Raw genomic sequence first — 22,016 nt, 5'->3', positions numbered from 1 at the left:
GAGGCCGGCGACGAAGCCGGGCACCGGGGGCCGGTTCGAACGCCAGTGCTGTGGGTACAACGCTGTCGGCAGGCCCCGGTACGCTTTCGGATATGAGTGCTGTTCCTCGTTCCGAGAAGCCGGTGAGCCGGTTCCGGCGCATGCTCGACCGGCTCTCCTCGTCGCAGGAGGACCTGGAGTCCGAGGAGCTGCGCGAGGACACCGAGACCGCCGGCTGCACCCGGATCGGCGACTGCCACGACCGCCAGATCGTGACCGTTACTGGTACCTTGCGCACGGTCACCCTGCGGCCGCGCGCAGGCGTCCCCGCCCTGGAGGCCGAGCTGTTCGACGGCTCCGCCGCCCTGGACGTGGTGTGGCTCGGCCGGCGCTCCATCGTCGGGATAGAGCCGGGCCGCAAGCTGATCGCGTCGGGCCGGATCTCGATGAGCCGGGGCCGCCGGGTGCTGTTCAATCCGAAATACGAACTCCGACCCCTCGGACGGGAGTAGCCGGTGACGTCTCTCGACAAGCCGACCGAAGACACTCAGGCCGACGACGCGCGGGCGGTGACCGAGGCCGCCCTCTTCGAGGCGTTCGGCGGCGTCCGGGGCATGGTCGAGACGGTCCTGCCAGGACTGCTCTTCGTCACGATCTTCACGATCAACAAGGACCTGCACCTGTCGGCGATCGCCGCGCTCGCGGTGTCCCTGCTGCTGGTCGTGGTCCGCCTGGTCATGCGCGACACCGTCAAGCACGCCTTCAGCGGGGTCTTCGGCGTCGCCTTCGGTGTCGTCTTCGCGATGATGACCGGCAACGCGAAGAACTTCTACCTGCCGGGCATGCTGTACACGCTGGGTCTCGGCCTGGCGTACGTCATCACCACCCTCGCCGGTGTGCCGCTGATGGGGCTCATCCTCGGCCCGGTCTTCAAGGAGAACCTCTCCTGGCGGACCCGCAACCCCGGCCGCAAGAAGGCGTACGCCAAGGCCAGTTACGCCTGGGGCGGCATCCTTCTCGCCAAGTGCGCGATCCTCTTCCCGCTGTACTGGTGGGCCGACACCGCGCAGCTCGGCTGGGTCCTGGTCGCCCTGAAGATCCCGCCGTTCCTGCTCGCCGTCTGGCTCACCTGGGTCTTCCTCGCGAAGGCGCCCGCGCCGATCGACGTGTTCGCGGAGATGGAGGCGGAGGAGAAGGCCGAAGAGGCACGAAAGGCGGCCCAGGCCGCGGAGCGCGGGGACACGGAGGCCGCGGGCGGTCGACACCGCCGGGAGGCATAGCGCTCGGTGCCGGGTGCGGGGCTTGCCGGGTGCTGCCGCCCCCGGGCCCCCGCGTCGGCCCCGAAAGGGCCTCGTCCTCAAACGCCGGACGGGCTGAAGTGAGAAAGGGCGCCCTGAGATTTCCAGGGCGCCCTTCGTCGTCGTAACCCCTAAGACGCGTCTTCCCTGCGGACCGACAGCAGGTCCTCCAGTTGTTCCTCGCGGGCCTGGGCCGCCACGAACAGGAGTTCGTCGCCGGCCTCCAGGGAGTCCTCCTGGGACGGGGTGAGGACGCGGGTGCCGCGGATGATGGTGACCAGGGAGGTGTCCTCGGGCCACTCCACGTCGCCGACCGTGGTGCCGGCCAGGGCCGACTCCTCCGGGAGGGTCAGCTCGACCAGGTTCGCGTCGCCGTGGCTGAAGCGGAGCAGGCGGACCAGGTCGCCGACGCTCACCGCCTCCTCGACCAGGGCGGACATCAGGCGCGGGGTGGAGACGGCGACGTCCACGCCCCAGGACTCGTTGAACAGCCACTCGTTCTTCGGGTTGTTCACGCGTGCGACGACCCGGGGGACGCCGTACTCCGTCTTCGCCAGCAGCGAGACGACCAGGTTGACCTTGTCGTCGCCGGTCGCGGCGATCACGACGTTGCAGCGCTGGAGCGCGGCCTCGTCCAGGGAGGTGATCTCACAGGCGTCGGCGAGCAGCCACTCCGCCTGCGGGACGCGCTCGACCGAGATGGCGGTCGGCGCCTTGTCGATGAGAAGGACCTCGTGGCCGTTCTCCAGCAGCTCGCCCGCGATCGAGCGGCCGACCGCGCCGGCACCGGCAATGGCGACCCTCATCAGTGACCGCCCTCCTCTTCGGGGCCCTCGGCGAAGGACGCCTCGACCTTCTCGATGTCGTCCGTACGCATCATCACGTGGACCAGGTCACCCTCCTGGAGCACGGTCTGCGAGGTGGGCAGGATCGCCTCGCCGAGGCGGGTCAGGAACGCCACCCGGACGCCCGTCTCCTCCTGCATCCTGCTGATCTTGTGGCCGACCCAGGCGGACGAGGCGTGCACCTCGGCCAGCTGGACACCACCGGTGGGATCGCGCCACAGCGGCTCCGCGCCCGACGGCAGCAGCCGGCGCAGCATCTGGTCCGCCGTCCAGCGGACCGTGGCCACCGTCGGGATGCCCAGACGCTGGTAGACCTCGGCGCGCCGGGGGTCGTAGATACGGGCCGCGACGTTCTCGATGCCGAACATCTCGCGCGCGACCCGCGCGGCGATGATGTTGGAGTTGTCGCCGCTGGAGACCGCGGCGAAGGCCCCGGCCTCCTCGATGCCCGCCTCGCGCAGGGTGTCCTGGTCGAAGCCGACTCCGGTGACACGCCGGCCGCCGAAACCGGAGCCCAGTCGTCGGAAGGCGGTGGGGTCCTGGTCGATCACGGCGACCGTGTGCCCCTGTTGCTCCAGGGTCTGGGCGAGAGCGGAACCCACTCTCCCGCAGCCCATGATGACGATGTGCACGACCGTCCTTCCGGTGTCAATAACTACTGCTCAGCCACATCAGGGTCTCAGACCGACGCCCAAGCTACACACGCGCGGTAGGACGACGGCACCCCTGTGCACGGTTGCCCCGACTTCGTGCCGTCAGCGGCGGCTGATGCTGCGGACACTCGCAAGGGTCAGGATTCCGAGGCCGACGAGGGCGGCGGCGGCGCCGATCAGTTGCGCGGTGGTGTCCATGAGGCCTCCGGAGCGGTGGGGCGGCGGGGTCTTGTCATATAGGCATGCCGATCCGGCCACCTGCGGAATCCGTAGCCGGGGCGGCCGCCGATTTCACCCGGAGAGCAGATGCGGGGTGCCGGGTGGTTGGGCACCCGTTCGAACGCTTACGCTTCTCTGTTGTGTCCAAACTGACCGACGTGCCCAAACGGATCCTGATCGGGCGCGCACTGCGCAGTGATCGGCTCGGGGAAACGCTCCTGCCGAAGCGCATCGCCCTTCCCGTGTTCGCCTCCGACCCGCTGTCGTCCGTGGCGTACGCGCCCGGCGAGGTGCTGCTGGTCCTGTCCATCGCGGGCGTGTCGGCGTACCACTTCAGCCCGTGGATCGCCGTCGCGGTCGTCGTGCTGATGTTCACCGTGGTCGCCTCCTACCGGCAGAACGTGCACGCGTACCCGAGCGGCGGCGGCGACTACGAGGTGGCCACCACCAACCTCGGCCCCAAGGCCGGCCTCACGGTCGCCAGCGCCCTGCTCGTCGACTACGTCCTCACGGTCGCCGTCTCCATCGCCTCCGGCATCGAGAACCTCGGCTCCGCGGTCCCCTTCGTGGTCGAGCACAAGGTGCTGTGCGCGATCGCCGTGATCGTGCTGCTGACCCTGATGAACCTGCGCGGGGTCAGGGAGTCCGGCTCGCTCTTCGCGATCCCGACGTACGTCTTCGTCGCGGGCGTCTTCGTCATGATCGCCTGGGGCGCCTTCCGCGGTCTGGTCCTCGGCGACACCATGCGGGCCCCGACGGCGGACTACCACATCAAGGCCGAGCACCAGGGCCTGGCCGGATTCGCCCTGGTCTTCCTGCTGCTGCGCGCCTTCTCCTCCGGATGTGCCGCGCTCACCGGTGTCGAGGCGATCTCCAACGGCGTGCCGGCCTTCCGCAAGCCCAAGTCGAAGAACGCGGCGACCACGCTCGCCATGATGGGCCTGCTCGCCGTCACCATGTTCTGCGGGATCATCGCGCTGGCCATGACCACCAAGGTGCGCATGGCCGAGAACCCGGCCGTCGACCTGATCCACAACGGCGTGGCCCTCGGCTCGGACTACGTCCAGAACCCGGTGATCTCCCAGGTCGCCGAGGCGGTCTTCGGCAAGGGCAGCTTCCTGTTCATCGTGCTGGCCGCCGCCACCGCGCTGGTGCTGTTCCTGGCGGCCAACACCGCCTACAACGGCTTCCCGTTGCTCGGCTCGATCCTCGCGCAGGACCGCTACCTCCCGCGCCAGCTGCACACCCGCGGCGACCGCCTCGCCTTCTCCAACGGCATCGTGCTGCTGGCCGGCGCGGCCGCCATGCTGGTGTGGATCTACGGCGCCGACTCGACGCGGCTGATCCAGCTCTACATCGTCGGCGTGTTCGTGTCCTTCACGCTCAGCCAGACCGGCATGGTCCGGCACTGGAACCGCCACCTGGCCGTGGAGAAGGACCAGGCCAAGCGCACCCACATGATCCGCTCCCGGGCGATCAACGCCTTCGGTGCCTTCTTCACCGGGCTGGTCCTGGTCGTCGTCCTGGTCACCAAGTTCACCCACGGCGCCTGGGTGGCCCTGCTCGGCATGTGCATCTTCTACGCGACGATGACGGCCATCCGTAAGCACTACGACCGTGTCGCCGAGGAGCTCGCCGCGCCCGAGGGCCCGAGCGACGACAGCCTGCGGCCCTCCCGCGTCCACTCCGTGGTCCTGATCTCCAAGATCCACCGCCCGGCGCTGCGCGCGCTCGCCTACGCCAAGCTGATGCGCTCGGACTCGCTGGAGGCCCTGAGCGTCAACGTGGACCCGGCCGAGACCAAGGCGCTGCGCGCCGAGTGGGAGCGGCGCGGGATCGACGTACCCCTGAAGGTGCTGGACTCGCCGTACCGCGAGATCACGCGGCCGATCATCGACTACGTCAAGGGGCTGCGGAAGGAGTCGCCGCGGGACGCGGTGTCGGTGATCATCCCCGAGTACGTGGTCGGGCACTGGTACGAGCATCTGCTGCACAACCAGAGCGCGCTCAGGCTGAAGGGGCGGCTGCTGTTCACGCCGGGGGTCATGGTGACCTCGGTGCCGTACCAGTTGCAGTCCTCCGAGGCGGCTCGCCTGCGGGCGCGCAAGCGGCAGGAGTGGAACGCGCCGGGTGCGGTGCGGCGAGGACCCGCCGAGCGGGCGAAGGAGCCGTCGGCGCCGAAGTAGACTGGTCGGCTGTTGTCCCCACGCGTGTGCCTCACCTTTTGGGAACGCGTGTCCCTCACCTTTTTGGAGTCACCCCGCCATGCAGGCAGAACCGAAGAAATCGCTGGTGGGGACGGAGTTCGAGGTCGAGGTCGGCCCCGTCGCCCACGGCGGGCACTGCATCGCCCGTACGTCCGACGGCCAGGTGCTGTTCGTCCGGCACACGCTGCCCGGTGAGCGGGTGGTGGCCCGGGTGACCGAGGGCGAGGAGGGGGCGCGGTTCCTGCGGGCCGACGCGGTGACGGTCCTGGAGGCGTCCAAGGACCGGATCGAGGCGCCCTGTCCCTACGCCGGTCCCGGCCGCTGCGGCGGCTGCGACTGGCAGCACGCCAAGCCGGGGGCGCAGCGGCGCCTCAAGGGCGAGGTGGTCGCCGAGCAGCTGAAGCGACTCGCGGGGCTCACCCCCGAGGAGGCCGGCTGGGACGGCACGGTGATGCCGGCCGAGGGCGACAAGCTGCCGGCGGGCGAGGTGCCGGCGTGGCGCACGCGCGTGCAGTACGCGGTCGACCCCGACGGCAATGCCGGTCTGCGCCGCCACCGCTCGCACGAGGTCGAGCCGATCGAGCACTGCATGATCGCCGCCCCGGGCGTGAGCGAGCTGGGCATCGAGGAGCGCGACTGGTCGGGGATGGCGTCGGTCGAGGCGATCGCGGCCACGGGGTCCCAGGACCGCATGGTCATCCTGGAGCCCCGGCCGGGCGCCCGGCTGCCGCTCGTGGAACTCGACAAGCCGGTCTCCGTGATGCGGGTCGAGGAGAAGGACGGCGGCATCCACCGCGTCCACGGCCGCGGGTTCGTGCGCGAGCGCGCCGACGGCCGCACCCACCGGGTGGGCAGCGGCGGCTTCTGGCAGGTCCACCCGCAGGCGGCCGACACCCTGGTGAAGGCGGTCATGCAGGGCCTGCTGCCGCGCAAGGGCGAGATGGCGCTCGACCTGTACTGCGGCGTCGGCCTGTTCGCGGGCGCGCTGGCCGACCGCCTCGGCGACCAGGGCGCGGTGCTCGGCATCGAGTCCGGCAAGCGCGCGGTCGAGGACGCCCGCCACAACCTCGCCGGCTTCGACCGGGTCCGCATCGAACAGGGCAAGGTCGAGAGCGTCCTGCCGCGCACCGGCATCACCGAGGTCGACCTGATCGTCCTGGACCCGCCGCGGGCTGGCGCGGGCCGCAAGACGGTGGAGCACCTGACGTCCCTCGGGGCCCGCCGCATCGCGTACGTCGCCTGCGACCCGGCCGCGCTGGCCCGGGACCTGGGGTACTTCCGGGACGGGGGGTACCGGGTGCGGACGCTTCGGGTGTTCGATCTGTTTCCGATGACGCATCACGTGGAGTGCGTCGCTGTTCTGGAACCCGCTGCAAAGGGACAATGACCTGTAGTTTTCTCGGGTTTCAGTCCCTCGTGCCAGGACGATGACGCCGAGCGCGATGAGTGAGGCGGACGGACCGTCCATGAAGGCGGCCTTGACGCCGTCCGCCAGGGTCGTGCCCCGGGCGCCGAGTCGGTCGGCGACGTGGAGGCCCGCGGCGGCGGAGTCGCGTGCGGCGTCGGCGGCTTCGGTCGGGAGCCGGTCGAGGGGGTCGGGCAGGCTGGAGCGGTAGTGGCTGCCGTAGATCGAGCCCATGAGGGCGATGCCGACGGCCGAGCCGACCTCGCGGGTGGTGTCGTTCATCGCGGAGGCGACGCCTTGCCGAGGGCGCCGAGGGGCAGGACGAGAGCGGTCAGGGCGACGGTGTAGCCGTCGGCGATTCAGGCCAGCGAGCTGTTGGTGGTCGACAGGTCGACAGGTCGATGGTCAGGTCGGGCAGGGCGAGGTTGAGCGCGGAGACGGACGCGACGACCAGGACCAGGGACAGGCCATGGCGAACAGGACACCGCGGTGGCCGGCGGGGCCGGTCGCGACGGCTTCCTGGGCGGCTTCGGCCTGATCGGCGGGCTTGCGGAGCGGGGCTGTGGACTTGAGGAACCTGTCTCAGTCGGTGCCGGGCTGGACGAGCTTGAAGGCAAGACGCGCGGCGGTGCGCTGGGCCGCCCGGCGCAGGCGCACCGGTGCCGGAAGGGCCGGGGACGGCGCGGGGGGCGTGGTGGCCAGACGGGGGAAGAGCGCCTCGGCGTTGGTGCGGTTGATGGCCTGGAGCGTGTCCGAGTCGACATTGCTGTCGAGGCCGTTGGCGAAGTACTGCCCGGCGGGAGTGGGGGCGAAGGGCCAGTCGCTGCCGAAGAGGACGTGGCCGGGGCGGGCGAAGGCGAGCAGGGTGGGCAGGGCGGCGGGGCTGGAGGACAGAGCGGTGTCGAAGTAGAAGGAGCGGAAGTCGTCCAGCACGTCGAGCGGGCTGCGTGCGGTGTCGCTTGCGATGGTGACGGCCATGCGGTGCGAGGAGTAAGGGACGAAGCCGCCGGCGTGGCTGAGGATGAACCGGATGTCCGGGTAGCGGCGCGGGATGCAGTTGCGGACCAGGAGGTAGGCGGCGCGGGTGGTGTCCAGGAGGAAGTCGGCGGCGAAGGCGGGAATGCCGTCGACCGGCGGAGCGGGCAGCTCCGCAGGGTGCACGAAGACCACCGCACCGCGGTCGTTCAGGGTGCGCCACAGCCTGTCCTGGCCGTCGGCGCCGAGGTAGGTGCCCCGGTTGTTGGCGAGCAGGGTGACGCCGTCGGCGCGCAGGGCGTCCAGGGCCCGCGTGGCCTCGGCGGCGGAGGCGTCCGTGTCGGGCATGGGCAGGGTGGCGAAGAAGCCGAAGCGGCCGGGGTGGTCGGCGGTCAGGGCCGCGGAGTGGTCGTTGAGGCGTCGGGCCAGGTCGGCGGCCTCGCCGGGGTCGGTGAGGAAGCCGGTGCCGGGCGTGGAGACGGAGAGGATCGAGGTGGTGGTGCCCAGCAGGTCCATCAGTTCCAGCGCCGACTCGGGGCTCCAGTCGGGCAGGGGCCGGCCGCCAGCGTCGGCGATACCGGCCTCGGCGAGCTCGGCCCGGTAGAAGTCGGGCACCACGTGCTGGTGGACGTCGATGCGCTGTGCCGAAGGGGACATGTGACGGGGCCTTTCATGTAGCTCTGCGCGGTACGGCGGTGAAGTCGTGTCATTCCGGCCGCCGACCACGGAGTGCCGTCCACGCACGGCCGACCACGGACTGCCGACCGGGCGACGAGCAGGCTGGGGGTGTCGGGTCGGCGGGCGGGACGGTCGGTCAGACGAAGGACACCGAGACCGAGCCGAGGGCACTGAAACGGGCCTCCGCCTTCTGTCCGGCGCCGACGAGGGGAGCGGTGGTCAGGGCGCCGGGCAGGATCACGTGTCCGGCGTCCAGTCCGGTATCGAAGGCGGCGAGGGTGTTGGCCAGCCAGGCGACCGCGGCGGCCGGGTGTCCCAGGACCTCCTTGCCGCTGCCGGACGCCACGTGGTCCCCGTTCACATACAGGTCGGAGGTGACCGCCGCGAGCTCAGGCGCGTACTCCATCGGTGTCCAGGAACCGCAGATCAGTCCCGCGGAACTGGCGTTGTCAGCGACGGTGTCGACCAGGGTGATCCGCCAGTCGCGGATGCGGCTGTCGACGATCTCCAGTGCGGGAGCGACCGCCTCGGTGGCGGCCAGTACGTCCCTGGTGGTCACGCCGGGACCGCGCAGCGGCCGGGCGAGGCGGAAACAGATCTCGGGCTCGACGCGCGGCGCGCAGTAGCGGGCGGCGCGTACGGTGCCGCCGTCGCGGTGGAGCATGTCGTCGAGCAGGTGCCCGAAGTCCGGCTCGTGCACGCCGAGGAGCCGCTGCATCGCGGCGGAGGTCAGACCGACCTTGTGGCCGATCACCGTCGCCCCGGTGGCCAGCCGGTGGCTGATGTTGTCCTGCTGGACGGCGTAGGCGTCGGCGAGACCGAGACCGGGCAGCGTCGTGGAGAGCGGTTCGATGGGCGTCGTACGGCGTTCGGCCTCGCGCAGCAGCCGGGCGGCTTCCGCACGCCGCCGGCCGGGCGGGGTCATGCCTCGCTCCTTGCCGCCATGCGCGTCGCCGCCTCGTAGACCAGCTGGGCATGCAGTTCGAACATCGCCACCAGGTCGACGGCGTCGCCGTTGATCTCCCGGTGGACGAACAGTCCGTCGGCGCCCGCGACGGCGTAGGTCGCCAGGGTGCGGACGGCCTCTTCGTCGAGGTCGGGGAACAGCGTCCGGGCCACCTCGGTGACCTTCGCGTGCGCGATGGCGCGGACCTGGAGGAACACGGTCCGGCCGCGGGGCTCGGCGGGACGTCGTTCCAGCGCGAGCATCAGACCCAGACGGAGGAAGTCGGGGGCGTCGATCAGTGACTTCGCCACGCTGCCCGCCATGACGGTGATCCGCTCCAGCGGGGTCCCCGTCTCCTCGCCCGGAAGCACGACCGCGGCCAGCCAGGTGTCGAAGCTGCGTTCGATGACCGCGGCGATCAGGTCGTCCTTGTCCTTGAAGTGCCAGTAGATCGAGCTGGCGGGCAGTCCGCACTTGGCGCTGACCGCCGCGATCGACGTGCCCTCGTATCCCCGCTCGCCCGCGATCTCCACGGTGGCGTCGAGGATGCGCTGCCGCGACTCCACCCCGTTCGCGCGCTTCTTGCGGGTCGTCTGCGGCCTCGTCATGGCAGGTGCCCCTCCTCCGTGCGGTTCACGCCGGCTCTTGACCGTCTCCGACGACGAGCATACCGTAGCGGACGTTCCAATTGGAATAATCGCTACAGCAAGAGCCGTGCAGCAAGAACCGAGCACTACGGACGACAGTGAGGTGGCCTGGTGTGAGTGAGATCAGGGCCGGAACAGAGACCGAGAGCGACGACTACGACGTGGCGGTGATCGGTTACGGGCCCACGGGCGTGACCGCCGCGAATCTGCTGGGGGCCATGGGCCTGCGCGTCGTCGTCCTGGAGAGCGAGGCGGAGATCTTCAGCCGCGCCAGAGCCATCTCCACCGACGAGGAGGTCGTCCGCGTCTGGCAGCGGACCGGCCTGGCCGAGCGGCTCAAGCAGGACATGCTGACCGAACGGCCCGTCGACTTCGTCGACGCGAACGGCCGCCCGTTCCTGAGCGCCCGTCCCACCCCGCGCGGCCACGGCCATCCGCCGCAGATGTTCATCTACCAGCCCGCTCTGGAGCAGGTCCTGCGCGACGGCGTCGACCGCTACCCCCATGTGCGGGTGCTGCTGCGGCACGAGTGCCTGCGCGTGCGCCAGAACGCGGACGGGGTGGAACTGACGGTGATCGGCAGGGCCGACGACTCCGTTCACCGTCTGCGTGCTTCCTATGTGATCGCGGCCGACGGCGGTTCCAGCCTCACCCGTGCCCAGCTCAACATCGGCTACGAGGGCAGGACGTACGAGGACCGCTGGGTGGTCATCGACACGAAGATGCTCAAGCCCTGGCTGGACCACGACAGGCTGCGCTTCCGCTGCGACCCGGCCCGTCCCGCCGTGGACTGTCCGACCCCGCTCGGCCACCACCGGTGGGAGTTCCCGATCCTGCCCGGCGACGACGAGAAGCAGCTGACGACCGAGGAGGCCGTGTACCGGCTGGTGGCGAGGTACGGCATCTCCCGCGACAGCATCGAGATCCTGCGTGCCACCGTCTACAGCCACCACGTCCGCTTCGCCACCCGCTTCCGCATGGGCCGGGTCTTCCTCGCCGGCGACGCCGCCCACGCCATGCCTCCGTGGATCGGCCAGGGCATGGCCGCCGGGGTGCGCGACGTGGCCAACCTCTGCTGGAAACTCGACGCCGTCCTGCGCGGCGAACTGCCCGAGAGCGTGCTCGACAGCTACGAGGCCGAGCGCAAACCGCACGTCAAGGAAGTCACCAAGCGGGCGGTGTTCGTCGGCCGGATCATCACCGAACGCCGCCTGCCGCTCGCGCGCGTCCGCAACGGCGCCCTGCGCGCCCTGGACCGCATACCGGGCTTCGGCAACTGGATGCAGGACTCCCACTGGATCCCCGTCGCACAGTACGACGCCGGCCTGCAGGCCCGCCCGCGCACCAGGGCGAGCGGCCACCAGGTCCCCCAGCCCTGGGTCACCGGCCCCGACGGCACCCGCGTCCGTCTCGACGACGCACTCGGGGGCCGGTGGCTCCTCCTGCACGCCCCCACGGCCTCACCCCAGCCCGCCTGGGACCTGCCCGGCGTCCCTTCCCTGACCGTCACCCCCGTCGGCTCCCGGCCGGCCGAGGGCACCCTCGTCGACAGCGACGGCATCCTGCTGCCCTGGATGACCAGGCACGGCGCCGCCACGCTCGCCCTGCGCCCCGACGCCTACGTCTACGCCGCCGCCGCTCCCGAAGGCACCCCGCTCCCGCCCCCACCTCGCGGTTTCACCCCGTCCACGACCTCCCGCCCGACCGCGTCCGCCGCCCAGTGAGGACACCGGCATCATGACGACCACCCCGACCGGCCTGCCGACGATGCAGGAGACGACGTACGACATCGGCGGGCGGAAGATCTTCGCCGCGGAGACCGGAGACGGCCCGCCCGTCCTGCTGCTGCACGGCGGCGGCCCAGGAGCCTCCGGCGTCTCCAACTACGCCCGCAACATCGCGGAGTTGGCCGAGGAACACCGGGTCATCGTGCCCGACCTGCCCGGCTACGGACGCAGCAGCAAGGGCGTCGACGGCACCGACCCCTTCGGGTACCTGGCCGACGGCATCCGTGGACTGCTCGACGAACTCGGCCTGGAGAAAGCCCACTTGGTCGGCAACTCCTACGGCGGCGCCTGCGCCCTGCGCCTGGCCCTGGACACCCCCGACCGGGTCGAGCGCATGGTCCTCATGGGCCCGGGCGGCATCGGCACCACCCGCGCCCTGCCCACCCCCGGCCTCAGCAGCCTGCTGAACTACTACACCGGCGACGGGCCTTCGCGGCACAAGCTGGAGAAGTTCATCCGCAACTACCTCGTCTTCAACGCCGCCGACGTCCCGGACTCCGCGATCGACGAGCGCTACCGGGCCAGCATCGACCCCGAGGTGATCGCCGCGCCGCCGCTGCGACGGCCTTCGGGACCGGGCGCCCTGCGGACCGTGTGGAAGATGGACTTCACCCGCGACCCCCGCCTGTCCCGGCTGCCCGTGCCCACGCTGGTGCTGTGGGGAGCGCGGGACAAGGTCAACCGGCCGTCCGGTGGCCGGATGCTGGCCGAGCGCCTGCCCAACTGCGACCTCTACCTGGTTGCCAACACCGGGCACTGGGTCCAGTTCGAGCGCGCCGAGCTGTTCAACCGGCTGTGCGTCGACTTCCTGGCAGGCCGCCGATGAGTACCGAAGCGGCCACCGGCGCCTCCGTCTTCGGAGCCGTCCATCTCGGCTACATCGTCATCGAGACCAACCGGTTCACCGACTGGCGCCGGTTCGGCACGGACGCCATCGGCATGCACCACGACGCCCTCTCCCACGACCTGATGCGTTTTCGCCTGGACGACCAGGAGTGCCGTTTCCTGCTGCGGCGGGGCCCCGCCGAGGACGTCGTCGCCACCGGCTGGCACATCGATGACCACACCGCGTTCGAGCAGATCGAGGCCCGCATCCGCGCCCACGGCGTCCCCCTCACCGTCGGTACCGACGAGGAGGCGGCGCTGCGGGGCGTCGAACGCCTGCTGCGCTTCCCCGGTCCCAAGGGCATCACCCAGGAGATCTACACCACCCCGACGGCCTCGGCCGAGCCGCTGTGCATGCTTGCCTCCGGGTTCGTGACCGGGGACTCGGGCATGGGACACATCGCGCTGACCTCCATCAAGCCCGCGCAGATCCGCGGCTACTTCAACACGGTCTTCGACGCCCGCTTGACCGACTACATCGACGAGACGATCAGCGGCGTCAAGCTCAGGATCCGGTTCCTGCGCGTCAACGAACGCCACCACTCCGTCGCCGTCGCCACCACCCGCGGTCTGCCGATCGACCCGGTCCGCACCCGCGTGCAGCACCTCAACATCCAGGCCGCGAGCCTCGACGACGTCGCCCGGAGCTACCAGCGCGTGCACGAACTCGGCTTCGACATGGCCCTGTCCGTGGGCCGGCACACCAACGACCGTGAACTCTCCTACTACGCCCGCACCCCCTCGGGCTTCGAGTGGGAAGTGGGCTGGAACCCGATCGTCATCGACGAGAACACCTGGGAACCCACCACCCACCAGGGCATCAGCGTCTGGGGGCATCTCCCCGTCGGCCAGACCATCGTGGACAAGCTCAACCAGTTCCGCGTCGGTGCCCGCTCGCTGGCCCGCTCCGAGAACACCGTGCCCGCGCTGAGCGGCGCGGGGATCGCGGACGACTGATCCGGAGACGGCCACCTCATCACCAACGGCGGGGTGACGGCACCGCAGGCCCCCCGGTGACGTCTCAAGAAGAGGCGCGGCGCGGCGGGTTGCCCCCCGCGCGCAGGACACGGGACAAGCCGAGGGCGGCCGTGCGCACGGCGGGTGCGAGCTGGGCGGGGTGGAAGCGGGCGCGCGGCACGGCGACCGACAGGGCGCCCACCGCCGTCGGTCCGTCGAAGACCGGGGAAGCGATGCAGCTGACGCCGAGGGCGGCTTCCTGCTCCTCGTAGGCGAGGCCGGACACCTGGATCTGCTCGATGACGGTACGCAGCCGCGCCGCGTCGGTGACCGAGTGGGGGGTGAGACGGGGCAGCGGCGCGGCCAGCACCTCGTCCACCAGCTCGGAGCCGGAGAAGGCCAGCAGCGCCTTGCCCACGCCTGTGCAGCTCAGGGGGAGTCGGCCGCCGATGCGGGAGGGCAGCGACAGGGCCTGGTGGCCGTGGATCCGCTCGATGTAGACCACCTCGTGTCCCTCCCGGACGCCGAGGTGCACGGTCTCGTGGGTGGCCTCGAAGAGGTCCTGGAGGAACGGCAGTGCCGCCTCCCGCAGGTCGAGCCGGCGCGGCACCAGCGAGCCCAGCTCGAAGAGCCTGCCGCCGAGCCGGTAGGTCTCGCCGTCGCGTTCGAGCAGTCCGAGGCGAACCAGATCGGCGCAGAGGCGGAACGCCGTCGTCTTGGCCAGCCCCGTACGGGTGGCGATTTCCGTGAGACGGAACGCGCCCCCGTCCGGGCGGTAGCAGTCGAGGACGGCAGTCGCCTTGTCGAGCATGTTCCCCTGCGCGCTGTTCCGTGTCACGGAACGAATTTTGCCACTGCTCCGGCCCCACACCTATACCTGTCGTGGATCGACGGACGGCCACCGCCGCCTCTCCGACAGCCCCCTGTCTCCCCGCACCGGAGGTAACCCGCATGTCCGCACCGCACCGCTGTACCGGTCCGCACCGGGGGCGACCGTGAGCGCCCGCGCATCCGCCGACACCGTGGCCAAGGCGGCGGACGTCCTGGCGGAGGCCGCCCGCACCGGCGTCCCGTGCGCCCCGGTGCGCTCGCTCCTGCCCGAGGCGGACCTCGACGCCGCCTACGCGGTGCAGCGCCTGCACGTGGAACGCGGTGTCACCGCCGGCCGACGGCTCGTGGGCCGCAAGATCGGTCTGACCTCGCCCGCCGTGCAGCGGCAACTGGGCGTCGGTCAGCCGGACTTCGGTGCCCTGTTCGCCGACATGGCCGTGCCCGAGGGGCAGCCGATCGCCTCCGGCCGACTGCTCCAGCCGAAGGTCGAGGCCGAGGTCGCCCTGGTGCTGGGCACGGACCTGCCGCACCGCGACCCCACCGTCGCCGACCTTCTGCGTGCCACCGCGTTCGCGCTGCCCGCGCTGGAGATCGTGGACAGCCGGATCGCCGACTGGGACATCACCATCGTCGACACCGTCGCGGACAACGCCTCCTGCGGCCTGTACGTCCTCGGCGGCACCCCCGTCCCGCTGGACCGGGTCGACCTGCGCGCCGTACGGATGACCCTGACGAAGAACGGCGAGACCGTCTCGCAGGGCACCGGCGCCGACTGCCTGGGCAGCCCGCTCACCGCCGCCCTCTGGCTCGCCGCCACCCTCGCCGGCCTGGGCGACCCGCTGCGGGCCGGCGACATCGTCCTGACCGGGGCGCTCGGCCCGATGGCCGTCGCCGCCGAGGGCGACGCGTTCACCGCGCACATCGAAGGACTCGGCACCGTCACGACCGCGTTCGCGTCCGCCGCCACGGAAGGAGCCGGAGCATGAGCACGAAGGTCGCCGTCATCGGGTCGGGCAACATCGGCACCGACCTGATGATCAAAATCCTCCGGCTCTCCGACTCCCTGGAGATCGCCGCGATGGTGGGGATCGACCCCGACTCCGACGGCCTGGCCCGCGCCCGCCGCCTGAAGGTCGCCACTACCCACGAGGGCGTGGACGGCCTGGTGAAGCTGGACGAGTTCGCGGACGTGGAGATCGTCTTCGACGCCACCTCCGCCGGTGCGCACCGCCGCCACGACGAGGTGCTGCGCTCGCTGGGCCGCAGGGTCGTGGATCTGACGCCCGCCGCACTCGGCCCGTACGTCGTCCCGCCCGTCAACGGCGACGCCCACCTCGACGCACCGAACGTCAACATGGTCACCTGCGGCGGACAGGCCACCATCCCGATCGTGGCCGCCGTCGCGGCCGTGACGCCCGTCCACTACGGCGAGATCGTCGCCTCGATCTCCTCGCGCTCGGCCGGTCCCGGCACCCGGGCCAACATCGACGAGTTCACCGAGACCACCTCCGCGGCCATCGAGAAGGTGGGCGGCGCCGCCCGGGGCAAGGCGATCATCGTCCTGAACCCCGCCGAACCTCCGCTGATCATGCGCGACACCGTGCACTGCCTGGTCGGCGAGTGCGACGACGCCGCGGTGACCGCCTCGGTGCAGGACATGGTCGTCCGGGTCCAGGCGTACGTGCCCGGATACCGCCTCAAGCAGAAAGTCCAGTTCGAGCGCGTCGCCGACGACGACCCCCTGCGCTCCCTGCTGCCCGCCGGCACACGAGCCGCCGACGCCGCGAAGGTCTCGGTCTTCCTGGAGGTCGAGGGCGCCGCCCACTACCTGCCCGCCTATGCCGGGAACCTCGACATCATGACCTCGGCCGCCCTGCGCACCGCCGAGCGCATGGCCGCCGCGCAGCCCCTCACGGAGGTGGTCTCCCGATGACCGCGACCCAGCCCCCCGCCCTGTACGTGCAGGACGTGACCCTGCGGGACGGCATGCACGCCGTACGCCACCGCTACACCGTCGAGCAGGCCCGCACCATCGCCACCGCCCTGGACGCGGCCGGGGTCGCCGCGATCGAGATCGCCCACGGCGACGGCCTGTCCGGCTCCAGCATCACCTACGGCGTCGGGGCGCACACCGACTGGGAGTGGATCGAGGCCGTCTGCGACAGCGTCCAGCACGCGGTGCCCACCACACTGCTGCTGCCCGGCATCGGCACCCTGCACGACCTGCGGCAGGCCCACGCGCTCGGCATCCGCTCGGTCCGCGTCGCCACCCACTGCACCGAGGCCGACATCTCCGCCCAGCACATCGCCGCCGCCCGCGAGCTGGGCATGGACGTGGCCGGGTTCCTGATGATGTCCCACATGGCCGACCCTGCCGAACTGGCCCGCCAGGCACAGCTGATGGAGTCCTACGGAGCCGGGTGCGTCTACGTCACCGACTCCGGCGGCCGCCTGACCATGGACGGCGTCCGCGACCGGGTCCGCGCCTACCGTGATGTCCTCGACCCGGACACCGGGATCGGCATGCACGCCCACCACAACCTCGGCCTGGGCGTCGCCAACTCCGTCGTCGCCGTCGAGAACGGCGTCACCCGTGTCGACGCCTCGCTCGCCGGACAGGGCGCCGGGGCGGGCAACTGCCCGCTGGAGGCGTTCGTCGCGGTCGCCGACCTGATGGGCTGGCAGCACGGCTGCGACCTGTTCCCCCTGATGGACGCCGCCGACGACCTCGTACGCCCCTTGCAGGACCGCGAGGTGCGGGTGGACCGCGAGACACTCACCCTCGGCTACGCCGGCGTGTACTCCAGCTTCCTGCGCCACGCCGAGACCGCCGCCCGCCGCCACGGCCTCGACACCCGCGCGATCCTCGTCGAGGTCGGTCGGCGCAAGATGGTCGGTGGCCAGGAGGACATGATCACGGACATCGCGCTCGATCTCGCGGCGGCCGGTTCCGTGGGCTGAGCGGGAGAGACGGGGAGCGACGGGGCGAGACGGGGAGCGACCGGGAGGGACCGGGAGCGACCGGGAGCGGTCGGTGCGGCACCTGCGGCTGCTCGCCGGATGGCGGCGCGCCTTGTCCGGCGGACAGCCCTCACCCTCGTCGTCGCGCCGTTCGTCGTGGGCATGCGGCCCCCGAACGACCCACCGCCCCACCCGTGTCGCCGGCCCCCCGCCCCGGCCCCCGCCTCCCTGGCGTCGTCAGCGGTGTGCGGCGAGGAGTGCCTCGCGCAGGGCCTTGTCGTCGTCCGGCGCCGAGCCAGGGGAGTGCCACGGGTAGTCCAGGACCTGGGCCACCGTCCGGGCCAACTCGGTCCCCTCGAAGCGGTCGACGAGGTGCAGGGCCATGTCGATGCCGGCCGAGACGCCCGCGCTGGTCACGATGTGTCCGGCGTCGACCCAGCGCTCCTCGGCGCGCACCTCGATGTCCGGGGAGTGTGACGCGAGGTCGTCGAGGACGCTCCAGTGCGAGGTCGCCGGGAGCCCGTCGAGGAGCCCCGCCGCCGCGAGGACCAGGGCGCCGTTGCAGACCGACGCCAGACCGTGCCCTCGGACGAGAGGGACCGCAGCCGTTCCAGGTGGACCGGGTCGGTCCGCAGGGCGTCGACCCCGGCACCGCCCGGATGCACGAGGAGGTCCGGCCTCGGACCGTCGTCGACGGCGCCGTCGGGCGTGACCGCCAGCCCCAGTCCGCAGCGCACCGGGCGGCCGTCGAGGCTCGCGGTGCGGACGAGCACGTCCCGTCCGGTCAGCTCCTGCCAGAAGCGGAGCGTCTCCCAGGGGCCGATCGCGTCCAACTCCTCGACACCTTCGAACAGCAGCACGGTGACTCGGTACGGGCGTGCTACGGGCATGGCTCCGGACCTCCTGGTGGAGTGGACGGGGTGAACTCGGTGCGGTGCCGGGCCTGTTGACCTGGTCGTCTCGATCGTCCGAGGTCGCGGTCACCCCGACAAGCGGCAGAAGAGGCCGAGGTGGATAGATTTCTGCCATGCCCGTTCACCGCGTCGCCGTCCTCGCCCTCGACGGCGTACTGCCGATGGAGGTCGGCATGCCGTTCCACCTCCTCGACAGACCGGAACTGCCCTACGAGGTGACGCTCTGCGGCCGCACCTCGGGCCCCGTCGTGACGGACAACGGATGGCCGCTGACCGCCGCGCACGGCCTTGACGCGGTCGGCGCCGCGGACACCGTGATCGTGCCCGCCTTCCACGGACACGGACCCGAGGGCGGCGTACCGGACGACGTGGTGGACGCGCTGCGCCGGGCACACCGTGACGGCGCCCGCATCGCCTCGATCTGCACCGGAGCCTTCGCGCTCGCCGCCGCGGGCCTGCTCGACGGGAGGCGCGCGACGACCCACTGGCGCTACGCCGACGACCTGGCCCGCCTCCACCCGGCGATCGAGGTCGACCCCGACGTGCTCTACGTCGACGACGGGGGCGTCCTCACCTCCGCGGGGGTGGCCAGCGGCATCGACCTCTGTCTGCACCTCCTGCGCCGGGACCACGGGGCGGCCGTGGCGAACGCGGTGGCGCGGGAGATCGTGGCCGCACCGCGCCGGGAAGGCGGACAGGCGCAGTTCATCCGGAAACCGCCGGTGCCGCAGGCCAGGACGGGTCTCGGCGCGACGCTCGAATGGGCGCTGGCCCGCCTCGACAAGCCTCTGACGGTCGCCGAACTGGCCGCCCACGCCCTGCTGTCCACCCGGACCTTCGTGTGCGCCTTCGCGGCCGAGACCGGCACCACCCCGATCCGCTGGCTCAACGCGGCCCGCGTGGACCGGGCCCGCGAACTCCTGGAGACCACCGACGCCACCGTCGGCCGCATCGGTCAGCTCTGCGGCCTCGGCACTCCGGCGAACCTGCGCCAGCACTTCCGCCGTGCCACGGGGACCACACCGAGCGAGTACCGACAGGCGTTCACCGTGATGTGACTCCTGGAGGGCATGACTTCAACCACGGCTTCTCGTACGACGGTTGGTGGGGAACCCGGTGGGCGTCCGTACCCCTCCTCGACGAGCGGTACCCGGGTGCGAAGATGGGCGCGTCATGGCTGTCGGAGGGTGGTGCCGCACACTGCGGGCCGGTGTGTTCGCCGCCGCCTGCGTGCTGCTGGCTGCTCTCGGCCACGTGATGATGTCCGGCACCGCCGTCCCCTGGTGGACCATGGCCGCCGGTGCGGCGGCGACCGGTACGGCCGGCTGGCTGCTGGCCGGCCGTGAGCGGGGGCGCGCGCTGATCGTCACCGTCGTGGTCGCCGCTCAGGTCATGCTCCACGAGGGGTTCTCCCTGGCGCAGACCGTGACGTCCGAACCCGCCGCCACCCACACCGGTATGGCCGGCATGGACATGGACTCCTCGAACGCCACGGACATGGGCTTCTCGGATGCCATGGACATGAGCGGCATGACACACATGGCGCACGGCTCGCACGACATGGGTGACGCGCACACCATGGCCGGCTCCCCTTCGTTCGGCATGCTCGCCGCCCACCTCCTCGCCGCGATCCTGTGCGGGCTGTGGCTCGCCCACGGTGAGCGCGCCGTCTTCCGGGTCCTGCGGGCCGCGGCCGCCCGGCTGACCGCGCCACTGCGGATGCTGCTGGCGCTGCCCGTGCCGGTCCGCCGTCCCTCCGCGCGCAGGCGCCGTGCCGCGTACCGGCCCTCGCCGGCCCGCTTCCTTCTCTGCTACTCGGTCACCTCCCGCGGACCGCCCGTGGGTGCCGCTGTCGTCTGAGACAGCCGGAACGACCGGGGCTCACCTCACTCGCTCTTTCGCCATGCCGTGCGACCCGATGAGGCGCGCGACGAGCTCCGGGCATGCGCCGTACCCACCGGGTGCGGCCGCACCCAAGTGCCGTAGAGCCGTGTCCCGTGACGGGACGTCGGCTCCGGATGACCCGAGAAGGACATCACGTGACCACTTCTGTCCTGCCCGCTCCCCGTCGGGCGGAGCGTGCCACGGCGGACGTCTCCGCCACCGCCTGGGCACTGGCCGCCCGGGGCGGCGACCTCGACGCGACCGAGCACTTCGTCCGCGCGCTGCACGCCGACGTACTGCGCTATGTCGCCTTTCTGAGCGGCGACCCCCAGGGAGCCGACGACCTAGCCCAGGACACGTTCGTCCGGGCCCTCGGCAGCCTGCCGCGTTTCGAGGGGCGGTCCTCGGCCCGCACCTGGCTGATGTCGATCGCCCGTCGAGCGGTGGCCGACAGTTTGCGCCGGGCCGCGGTCCGACCCCGTTCGGCCGACACGGATGACTGGCAGTCGGCCATGGAGCGCGCCCAGCCCCGTGGACTCCCGGGCTTCGACGACGGCGTCGCGCTCCTCGACCTGCTGGAGAGGCTGCCGGACGAGCGCCGCGAGGCATTCATGCTGACCCAGGTGGTGGGGCTGCCCTACGACGAGGCGGCCGGTCTCATCGGCTGCCCCGTCGGCACGGTCCGCTCCAGGGTGGCCCGCGCCCGGGCCACCCTGGACCGCCTGCTGCTGGAGGCCGAGGCACAGGCCGCCGAGGCGGCGTGACGGGAAGGCCGGCGCCGCCCGGCAGGCGCCGGCCTTCGCCGAACCAAGGGAAATCGCCGGGAACTGGGGGCCGCTTCCGCCCGACTGCTGTACCAGAGCCTTTCACCGCAGTCCGTACGCAAGGAGTTCGCATGTCGATGTACCGGCCGGTCGCCACCGCCCTGGCCGCGGCCCTCTGTCTGACCACAGCTGCGTGCGGCTCCTCGTCCGACCCCTCCGGCGGCGCGGCGGGCGGTACCGCCACCGAGGCCGCCGCGAAGTCCGGCTATCCGGTGACCCTCGACAACTGCGGTGTGCAGCAGACGTTCGAGAAGGCACCCAGCCGGGTCGTCGTGATGAACGGTGCCTCCGTCGCCGAGGTCTCGACGCTCCTGGCTCTCGGCCTGGGCGACAGGATCGTCGCCAACCAGCAGACGTACGGCGCCTCCGACGTGCCGGGCCGCGCCGCGGCCATCAAGAAGCTCCCCACCGGTGACGTCAGGCTCAACGAGGCGTACGACATCCCCCGCGAGGCCATGCTCGGCCTGCGCCCCGACCTCGTCCTGTCCGTCACCACGTACGGCTTCGACCAGAAGAACGGCTTCGCCACCCGCGAGCAGCTGAAGCAGGTGGGAGCCAACAGTTACGTCTCCCCGCAGGGCTGCGACGACGACCCTTCGAAGATGACCGTGGCCGACAGCTACCGACTGCTGCGTGACATGGGAAAGATCTTCAACGTCGGTGACAGGGCGGAGAAGGTGATCGCCGCCTCCGAGAAGAACATCGCGGCGGTCTCCGACAAGGTCGAGGGCGAGAAGAAGCCGAAGGTCATGGTGCTCTTCTCCAACATGTCCATGGGCAGCAACGACTTCAGCTCGATCTTCTCCAAGGGCATCGTCAACGACATCCTCGCCAGGGCCGGTGCCTCCAACGCCTTCGAAAGCGCCGCCACGACCACCTTCGCCGACCTGAGCAAGGAGACGGTGGCCGCCACCGACGTCGACGCCGTGGTCGTCATCGCCTACAACGACCCGAACCCGGCGGCCTACGCCAGGAAACTGCTGAAGGAGTTCCCCCAGTGGCCGGCAGCCAAGAACAACACGTACGTGACGGTGTCCGACTCGATGTACCTCGGCCCCAGCAACGACCTGGCCGTGGAGAAGATCGCCAGGAAGCTGCACCCGGACGCGTTCTGACCCGTA

Annotated in this window: 21 protein-coding genes and 1 pseudogene; 14 read left to right on the top strand and 8 right to left on the bottom strand. The window is 71.2% G+C overall.

Going from position 1 to position 22,016, the window contains the following annotated elements; translation table 11 throughout:
- Positions 1-92 precede the first annotated feature (92 nt).
- Both ACFULQ_RS05960 and ACFULQ_RS05955 read left to right on the top strand, forming a co-directional pair.
- Positions 93-491: an OB-fold nucleic acid binding domain-containing protein gene (locus ACFULQ_RS05960; RefSeq protein ID WP_330263944.1), complete on the top strand. Its 399-nt coding sequence runs from the start codon at positions 93-95 to the stop codon at positions 489-491.
- Between the two features lie 3 nt (positions 492-494).
- The gene (locus ACFULQ_RS05955) at positions 495-1,259 is read left to right on the top strand and encodes a DUF3159 domain-containing protein (protein ID WP_383538714.1); all 765 of its coding nucleotides are present in this window, start codon (positions 495-497) and stop codon (positions 1,257-1,259) included.
- Between the two features lie 149 nt (positions 1,260-1,408).
- Here ACFULQ_RS05955 and ACFULQ_RS05950 read toward each other — a convergent pair whose 3' ends face one another.
- Positions 1,409-2,083: a potassium channel family protein gene (locus tag ACFULQ_RS05950; RefSeq protein WP_383538711.1), complete on the bottom strand. Its 675-nt coding sequence runs from the start codon at positions 2,081-2,083 to the stop codon at positions 1,409-1,411.
- Complete coding sequence (locus ACFULQ_RS05945; protein ID WP_123763562.1) at positions 2,083-2,754, bottom strand: TrkA family potassium uptake protein; 672 nt, start codon at positions 2,752-2,754, stop codon at positions 2,083-2,085. Before ACFULQ_RS05945 ends, ACFULQ_RS05950 begins: the two co-directional genes overlap by 1 nt.
- 380 nt (positions 2,755-3,134) lie before the next feature.
- On the opposite strand from ACFULQ_RS05945, the gene ACFULQ_RS05940 reads away from it, so the two are divergent.
- Together ACFULQ_RS05940 and ACFULQ_RS05935 are read left to right on the top strand one after the other, a co-directional pair.
- Positions 3,135-5,180: an APC family permease gene (locus ACFULQ_RS05940; RefSeq protein ID WP_383538709.1), complete on the top strand. Its 2,046-nt coding sequence runs from the start codon at positions 3,135-3,137 to the stop codon at positions 5,178-5,180.
- 79 nt (positions 5,181-5,259) lie between these two features.
- On the top strand, positions 5,260-6,588 hold the full coding sequence (locus tag ACFULQ_RS05935) for a class I SAM-dependent RNA methyltransferase (protein WP_383538706.1): 1,329 nt from the start codon (positions 5,260-5,262) through the stop codon (positions 6,586-6,588).
- A 600-nt stretch (positions 6,589-7,188) separates the two neighbouring features.
- On the opposite strand, the gene ACFULQ_RS05930 is transcribed toward ACFULQ_RS05935, so the two are convergent.
- From ACFULQ_RS05930 to ACFULQ_RS05920, 3 genes are all read right to left on the bottom strand, one after another.
- Complete coding sequence (locus ACFULQ_RS05930; RefSeq protein ID WP_383538704.1) at positions 7,189-8,238, bottom strand: amidohydrolase family protein; 1,050 nt, start codon at positions 8,236-8,238, stop codon at positions 7,189-7,191.
- A gap of 157 nt (positions 8,239-8,395) precedes the next feature.
- Positions 8,396-9,184, bottom strand: a complete 789-nt coding sequence (locus tag ACFULQ_RS05925; RefSeq protein WP_383538702.1) for a 2-keto-4-pentenoate hydratase — start codon at positions 9,182-9,184, stop codon at positions 8,396-8,398.
- Positions 9,181-9,813 carry a TetR/AcrR family transcriptional regulator gene (locus tag ACFULQ_RS05920; protein ID WP_383538700.1) on the bottom strand — a complete coding sequence of 211 codons (633 nt, stop codon included), beginning with the start codon at positions 9,811-9,813 and terminating at the stop codon, positions 9,181-9,183. Before ACFULQ_RS05920 ends, ACFULQ_RS05925 begins: the two co-directional genes overlap by 4 nt.
- A 152-nt stretch (positions 9,814-9,965) precedes the next feature.
- Between ACFULQ_RS05920 and ACFULQ_RS05915 the strand changes: the two genes are divergently transcribed.
- From ACFULQ_RS05915 to ACFULQ_RS05905, 3 genes are read left to right on the top strand one after another with little or no spacing between them, the layout of a single operon-like run.
- Positions 9,966-11,576, top strand: coding sequence for a bifunctional 3-(3-hydroxy-phenyl)propionate/3-hydroxycinnamic acid hydroxylase (locus ACFULQ_RS05915; protein WP_383538698.1), 1,611 nt, complete (start codon positions 9,966-9,968; stop codon positions 11,574-11,576).
- 13 nt (positions 11,577-11,589) lie between these two features.
- Positions 11,590-12,465, top strand: a complete 876-nt coding sequence (locus tag ACFULQ_RS05910; protein ID WP_383538695.1) for an alpha/beta fold hydrolase — start codon at positions 11,590-11,592, stop codon at positions 12,463-12,465.
- Positions 12,462-13,481: a VOC family protein gene (locus ACFULQ_RS05905; RefSeq protein WP_383538692.1), complete on the top strand. Its 1,020-nt coding sequence runs from the start codon at positions 12,462-12,464 to the stop codon at positions 13,479-13,481. The genes ACFULQ_RS05910 and ACFULQ_RS05905 overlap by 4 nt, the downstream gene beginning before the upstream one ends.
- Before the next feature lie 64 nt (positions 13,482-13,545).
- Here ACFULQ_RS05905 and ACFULQ_RS05900 read toward each other — a convergent pair whose 3' ends face one another.
- A complete protein-coding gene (locus ACFULQ_RS05900; RefSeq protein WP_383538757.1) occupies positions 13,546-14,292 on the bottom strand; it encodes an IclR family transcriptional regulator in 747 nt (248 codons plus the stop codon).
- Between the two features lie 184 nt (positions 14,293-14,476).
- Between ACFULQ_RS05900 and mhpD the strand changes: the two genes are divergently transcribed.
- From mhpD to dmpG, 3 genes are read left to right on the top strand one after another with little or no spacing between them, the layout of a single operon-like run.
- Complete coding sequence (mhpD, locus tag ACFULQ_RS05895) at positions 14,477-15,298, top strand: 2-keto-4-pentenoate hydratase (protein ID WP_383538689.1); 822 nt, start codon at positions 14,477-14,479, stop codon at positions 15,296-15,298.
- Positions 15,295-16,245, top strand: a complete 951-nt coding sequence (locus ACFULQ_RS05890; protein WP_383538687.1) for an acetaldehyde dehydrogenase (acetylating) — start codon at positions 15,295-15,297, stop codon at positions 16,243-16,245. The genes mhpD and ACFULQ_RS05890 overlap by 4 nt, the downstream gene beginning before the upstream one ends.
- Entirely contained in the window at positions 16,242-17,273 is a 1,032-nt protein-coding gene (gene dmpG / locus ACFULQ_RS05885) for a 4-hydroxy-2-oxovalerate aldolase (protein ID WP_383538685.1), read from the top strand. Before ACFULQ_RS05890 ends, dmpG begins: the two co-directional genes overlap by 4 nt.
- 237 nt (positions 17,274-17,510) lie before the next feature.
- Here the strand turns inward: dmpG and ACFULQ_RS05880 are convergent, their stop codons facing one another.
- Together ACFULQ_RS05880 and ACFULQ_RS05875 are read right to left on the bottom strand one after the other, a co-directional pair.
- Positions 17,511-17,690, bottom strand: a complete 180-nt coding sequence (locus ACFULQ_RS05880) for a hypothetical protein (protein WP_383538762.1) — start codon at positions 17,688-17,690, stop codon at positions 17,511-17,513.
- Positions 17,691-17,696: 6 nt separating this feature from the next.
- Positions 17,697-18,163 (bottom strand): annotated as a pseudogene (locus ACFULQ_RS05875) (DJ-1/PfpI family protein); the annotation flags it as partial.
- A 137-nt stretch (positions 18,164-18,300) separates the two neighbouring features.
- Between ACFULQ_RS05875 and ACFULQ_RS05870 the strand changes: the two are divergent.
- The 4 genes from ACFULQ_RS05870 to ACFULQ_RS05855 all read left to right on the top strand — a co-directional run bounded on the left by ACFULQ_RS05870 (position 18,301) and on the right by ACFULQ_RS05855 (position 22,010).
- Positions 18,301-19,245, top strand: a complete 945-nt coding sequence (locus tag ACFULQ_RS05870; protein ID WP_383538682.1) for a GlxA family transcriptional regulator — start codon at positions 18,301-18,303, stop codon at positions 19,243-19,245.
- Between the two features lie 115 nt (positions 19,246-19,360).
- The gene (locus ACFULQ_RS05865) at positions 19,361-20,047 is read left to right on the top strand and encodes a hypothetical protein (RefSeq protein WP_383538680.1); all 687 of its coding nucleotides are present in this window, start codon (positions 19,361-19,363) and stop codon (positions 20,045-20,047) included.
- Between the two features lie 179 nt (positions 20,048-20,226).
- Entirely contained in the window at positions 20,227-20,835 is a 609-nt protein-coding gene (locus tag ACFULQ_RS05860) for a sigma-70 family RNA polymerase sigma factor (RefSeq protein ID WP_383538677.1), read from the top strand.
- Between the two features lie 131 nt (positions 20,836-20,966).
- Positions 20,967-22,010: an ABC transporter substrate-binding protein gene (locus ACFULQ_RS05855; protein WP_383538674.1), complete on the top strand. Its 1,044-nt coding sequence runs from the start codon at positions 20,967-20,969 to the stop codon at positions 22,008-22,010.
- Positions 22,011-22,016 lie beyond the last annotated feature (6 nt).

Origin of the sequence: Streptomyces sp. NPDC057253, from assembly GCF_042669125.1 — a bacterium.
GTDB lineage: Bacteria > Actinomycetota > Actinomycetes > Streptomycetales > Streptomycetaceae > Streptomyces.
This window is presented reverse-complemented; position numbering and strand designations above follow the sequence as displayed.

Coding starts and splice junctions, on each gene's coding strand:
- ACFULQ_RS05960 (WP_330263944.1), top strand. CDS start 93: ATGAGTGCTGTTCCTCGTTCCGAGAAGCCGGTGAGCCGGTTCCGGCGC.
- ACFULQ_RS05950 (WP_383538711.1), bottom strand. CDS start 2,083: ATGAGGGTCGCCATTGCCGGTGCCGGCGCGGTCGGCCGCTCGATCGCG.
- ACFULQ_RS05935 (WP_383538706.1), top strand. CDS start 5,260: ATGCAGGCAGAACCGAAGAAATCGCTGGTGGGGACGGAGTTCGAGGTC.
- ACFULQ_RS05930 (WP_383538704.1), bottom strand. CDS start 8,238: ATGTCCCCTTCGGCACAGCGCATCGACGTCCACCAGCACGTGGTGCCC.
- ACFULQ_RS05925 (WP_383538702.1), bottom strand. CDS start 9,184: ATGACCCCGCCCGGCCGGCGGCGTGCGGAAGCCGCCCGGCTGCTGCGC.
- ACFULQ_RS05920 (WP_383538700.1), bottom strand. CDS start 9,813: ATGACGAGGCCGCAGACGACCCGCAAGAAGCGCGCGAACGGGGTGGAG.
- ACFULQ_RS05910 (WP_383538695.1), top strand. CDS start 11,590: ATGACGACCACCCCGACCGGCCTGCCGACGATGCAGGAGACGACGTAC.
- ACFULQ_RS05905 (WP_383538692.1), top strand. CDS start 12,462: ATGAGTACCGAAGCGGCCACCGGCGCCTCCGTCTTCGGAGCCGTCCAT.
- ACFULQ_RS05900 (WP_383538757.1), bottom strand. CDS start 14,292: ATGCTCGACAAGGCGACTGCCGTCCTCGACTGCTACCGCCCGGACGGG.
- ACFULQ_RS05890 (WP_383538687.1), top strand. CDS start 15,295: ATGAGCACGAAGGTCGCCGTCATCGGGTCGGGCAACATCGGCACCGAC.
- dmpG (WP_383538685.1), top strand. CDS start 16,242: ATGACCGCGACCCAGCCCCCCGCCCTGTACGTGCAGGACGTGACCCTG.
- ACFULQ_RS05870 (WP_383538682.1), top strand. CDS start 18,301: ATGCCCGTTCACCGCGTCGCCGTCCTCGCCCTCGACGGCGTACTGCCG.
- ACFULQ_RS05865 (WP_383538680.1), top strand. CDS start 19,361: ATGGCTGTCGGAGGGTGGTGCCGCACACTGCGGGCCGGTGTGTTCGCC.
- ACFULQ_RS05855 (WP_383538674.1), top strand. CDS start 20,967: ATGTCGATGTACCGGCCGGTCGCCACCGCCCTGGCCGCGGCCCTCTGT.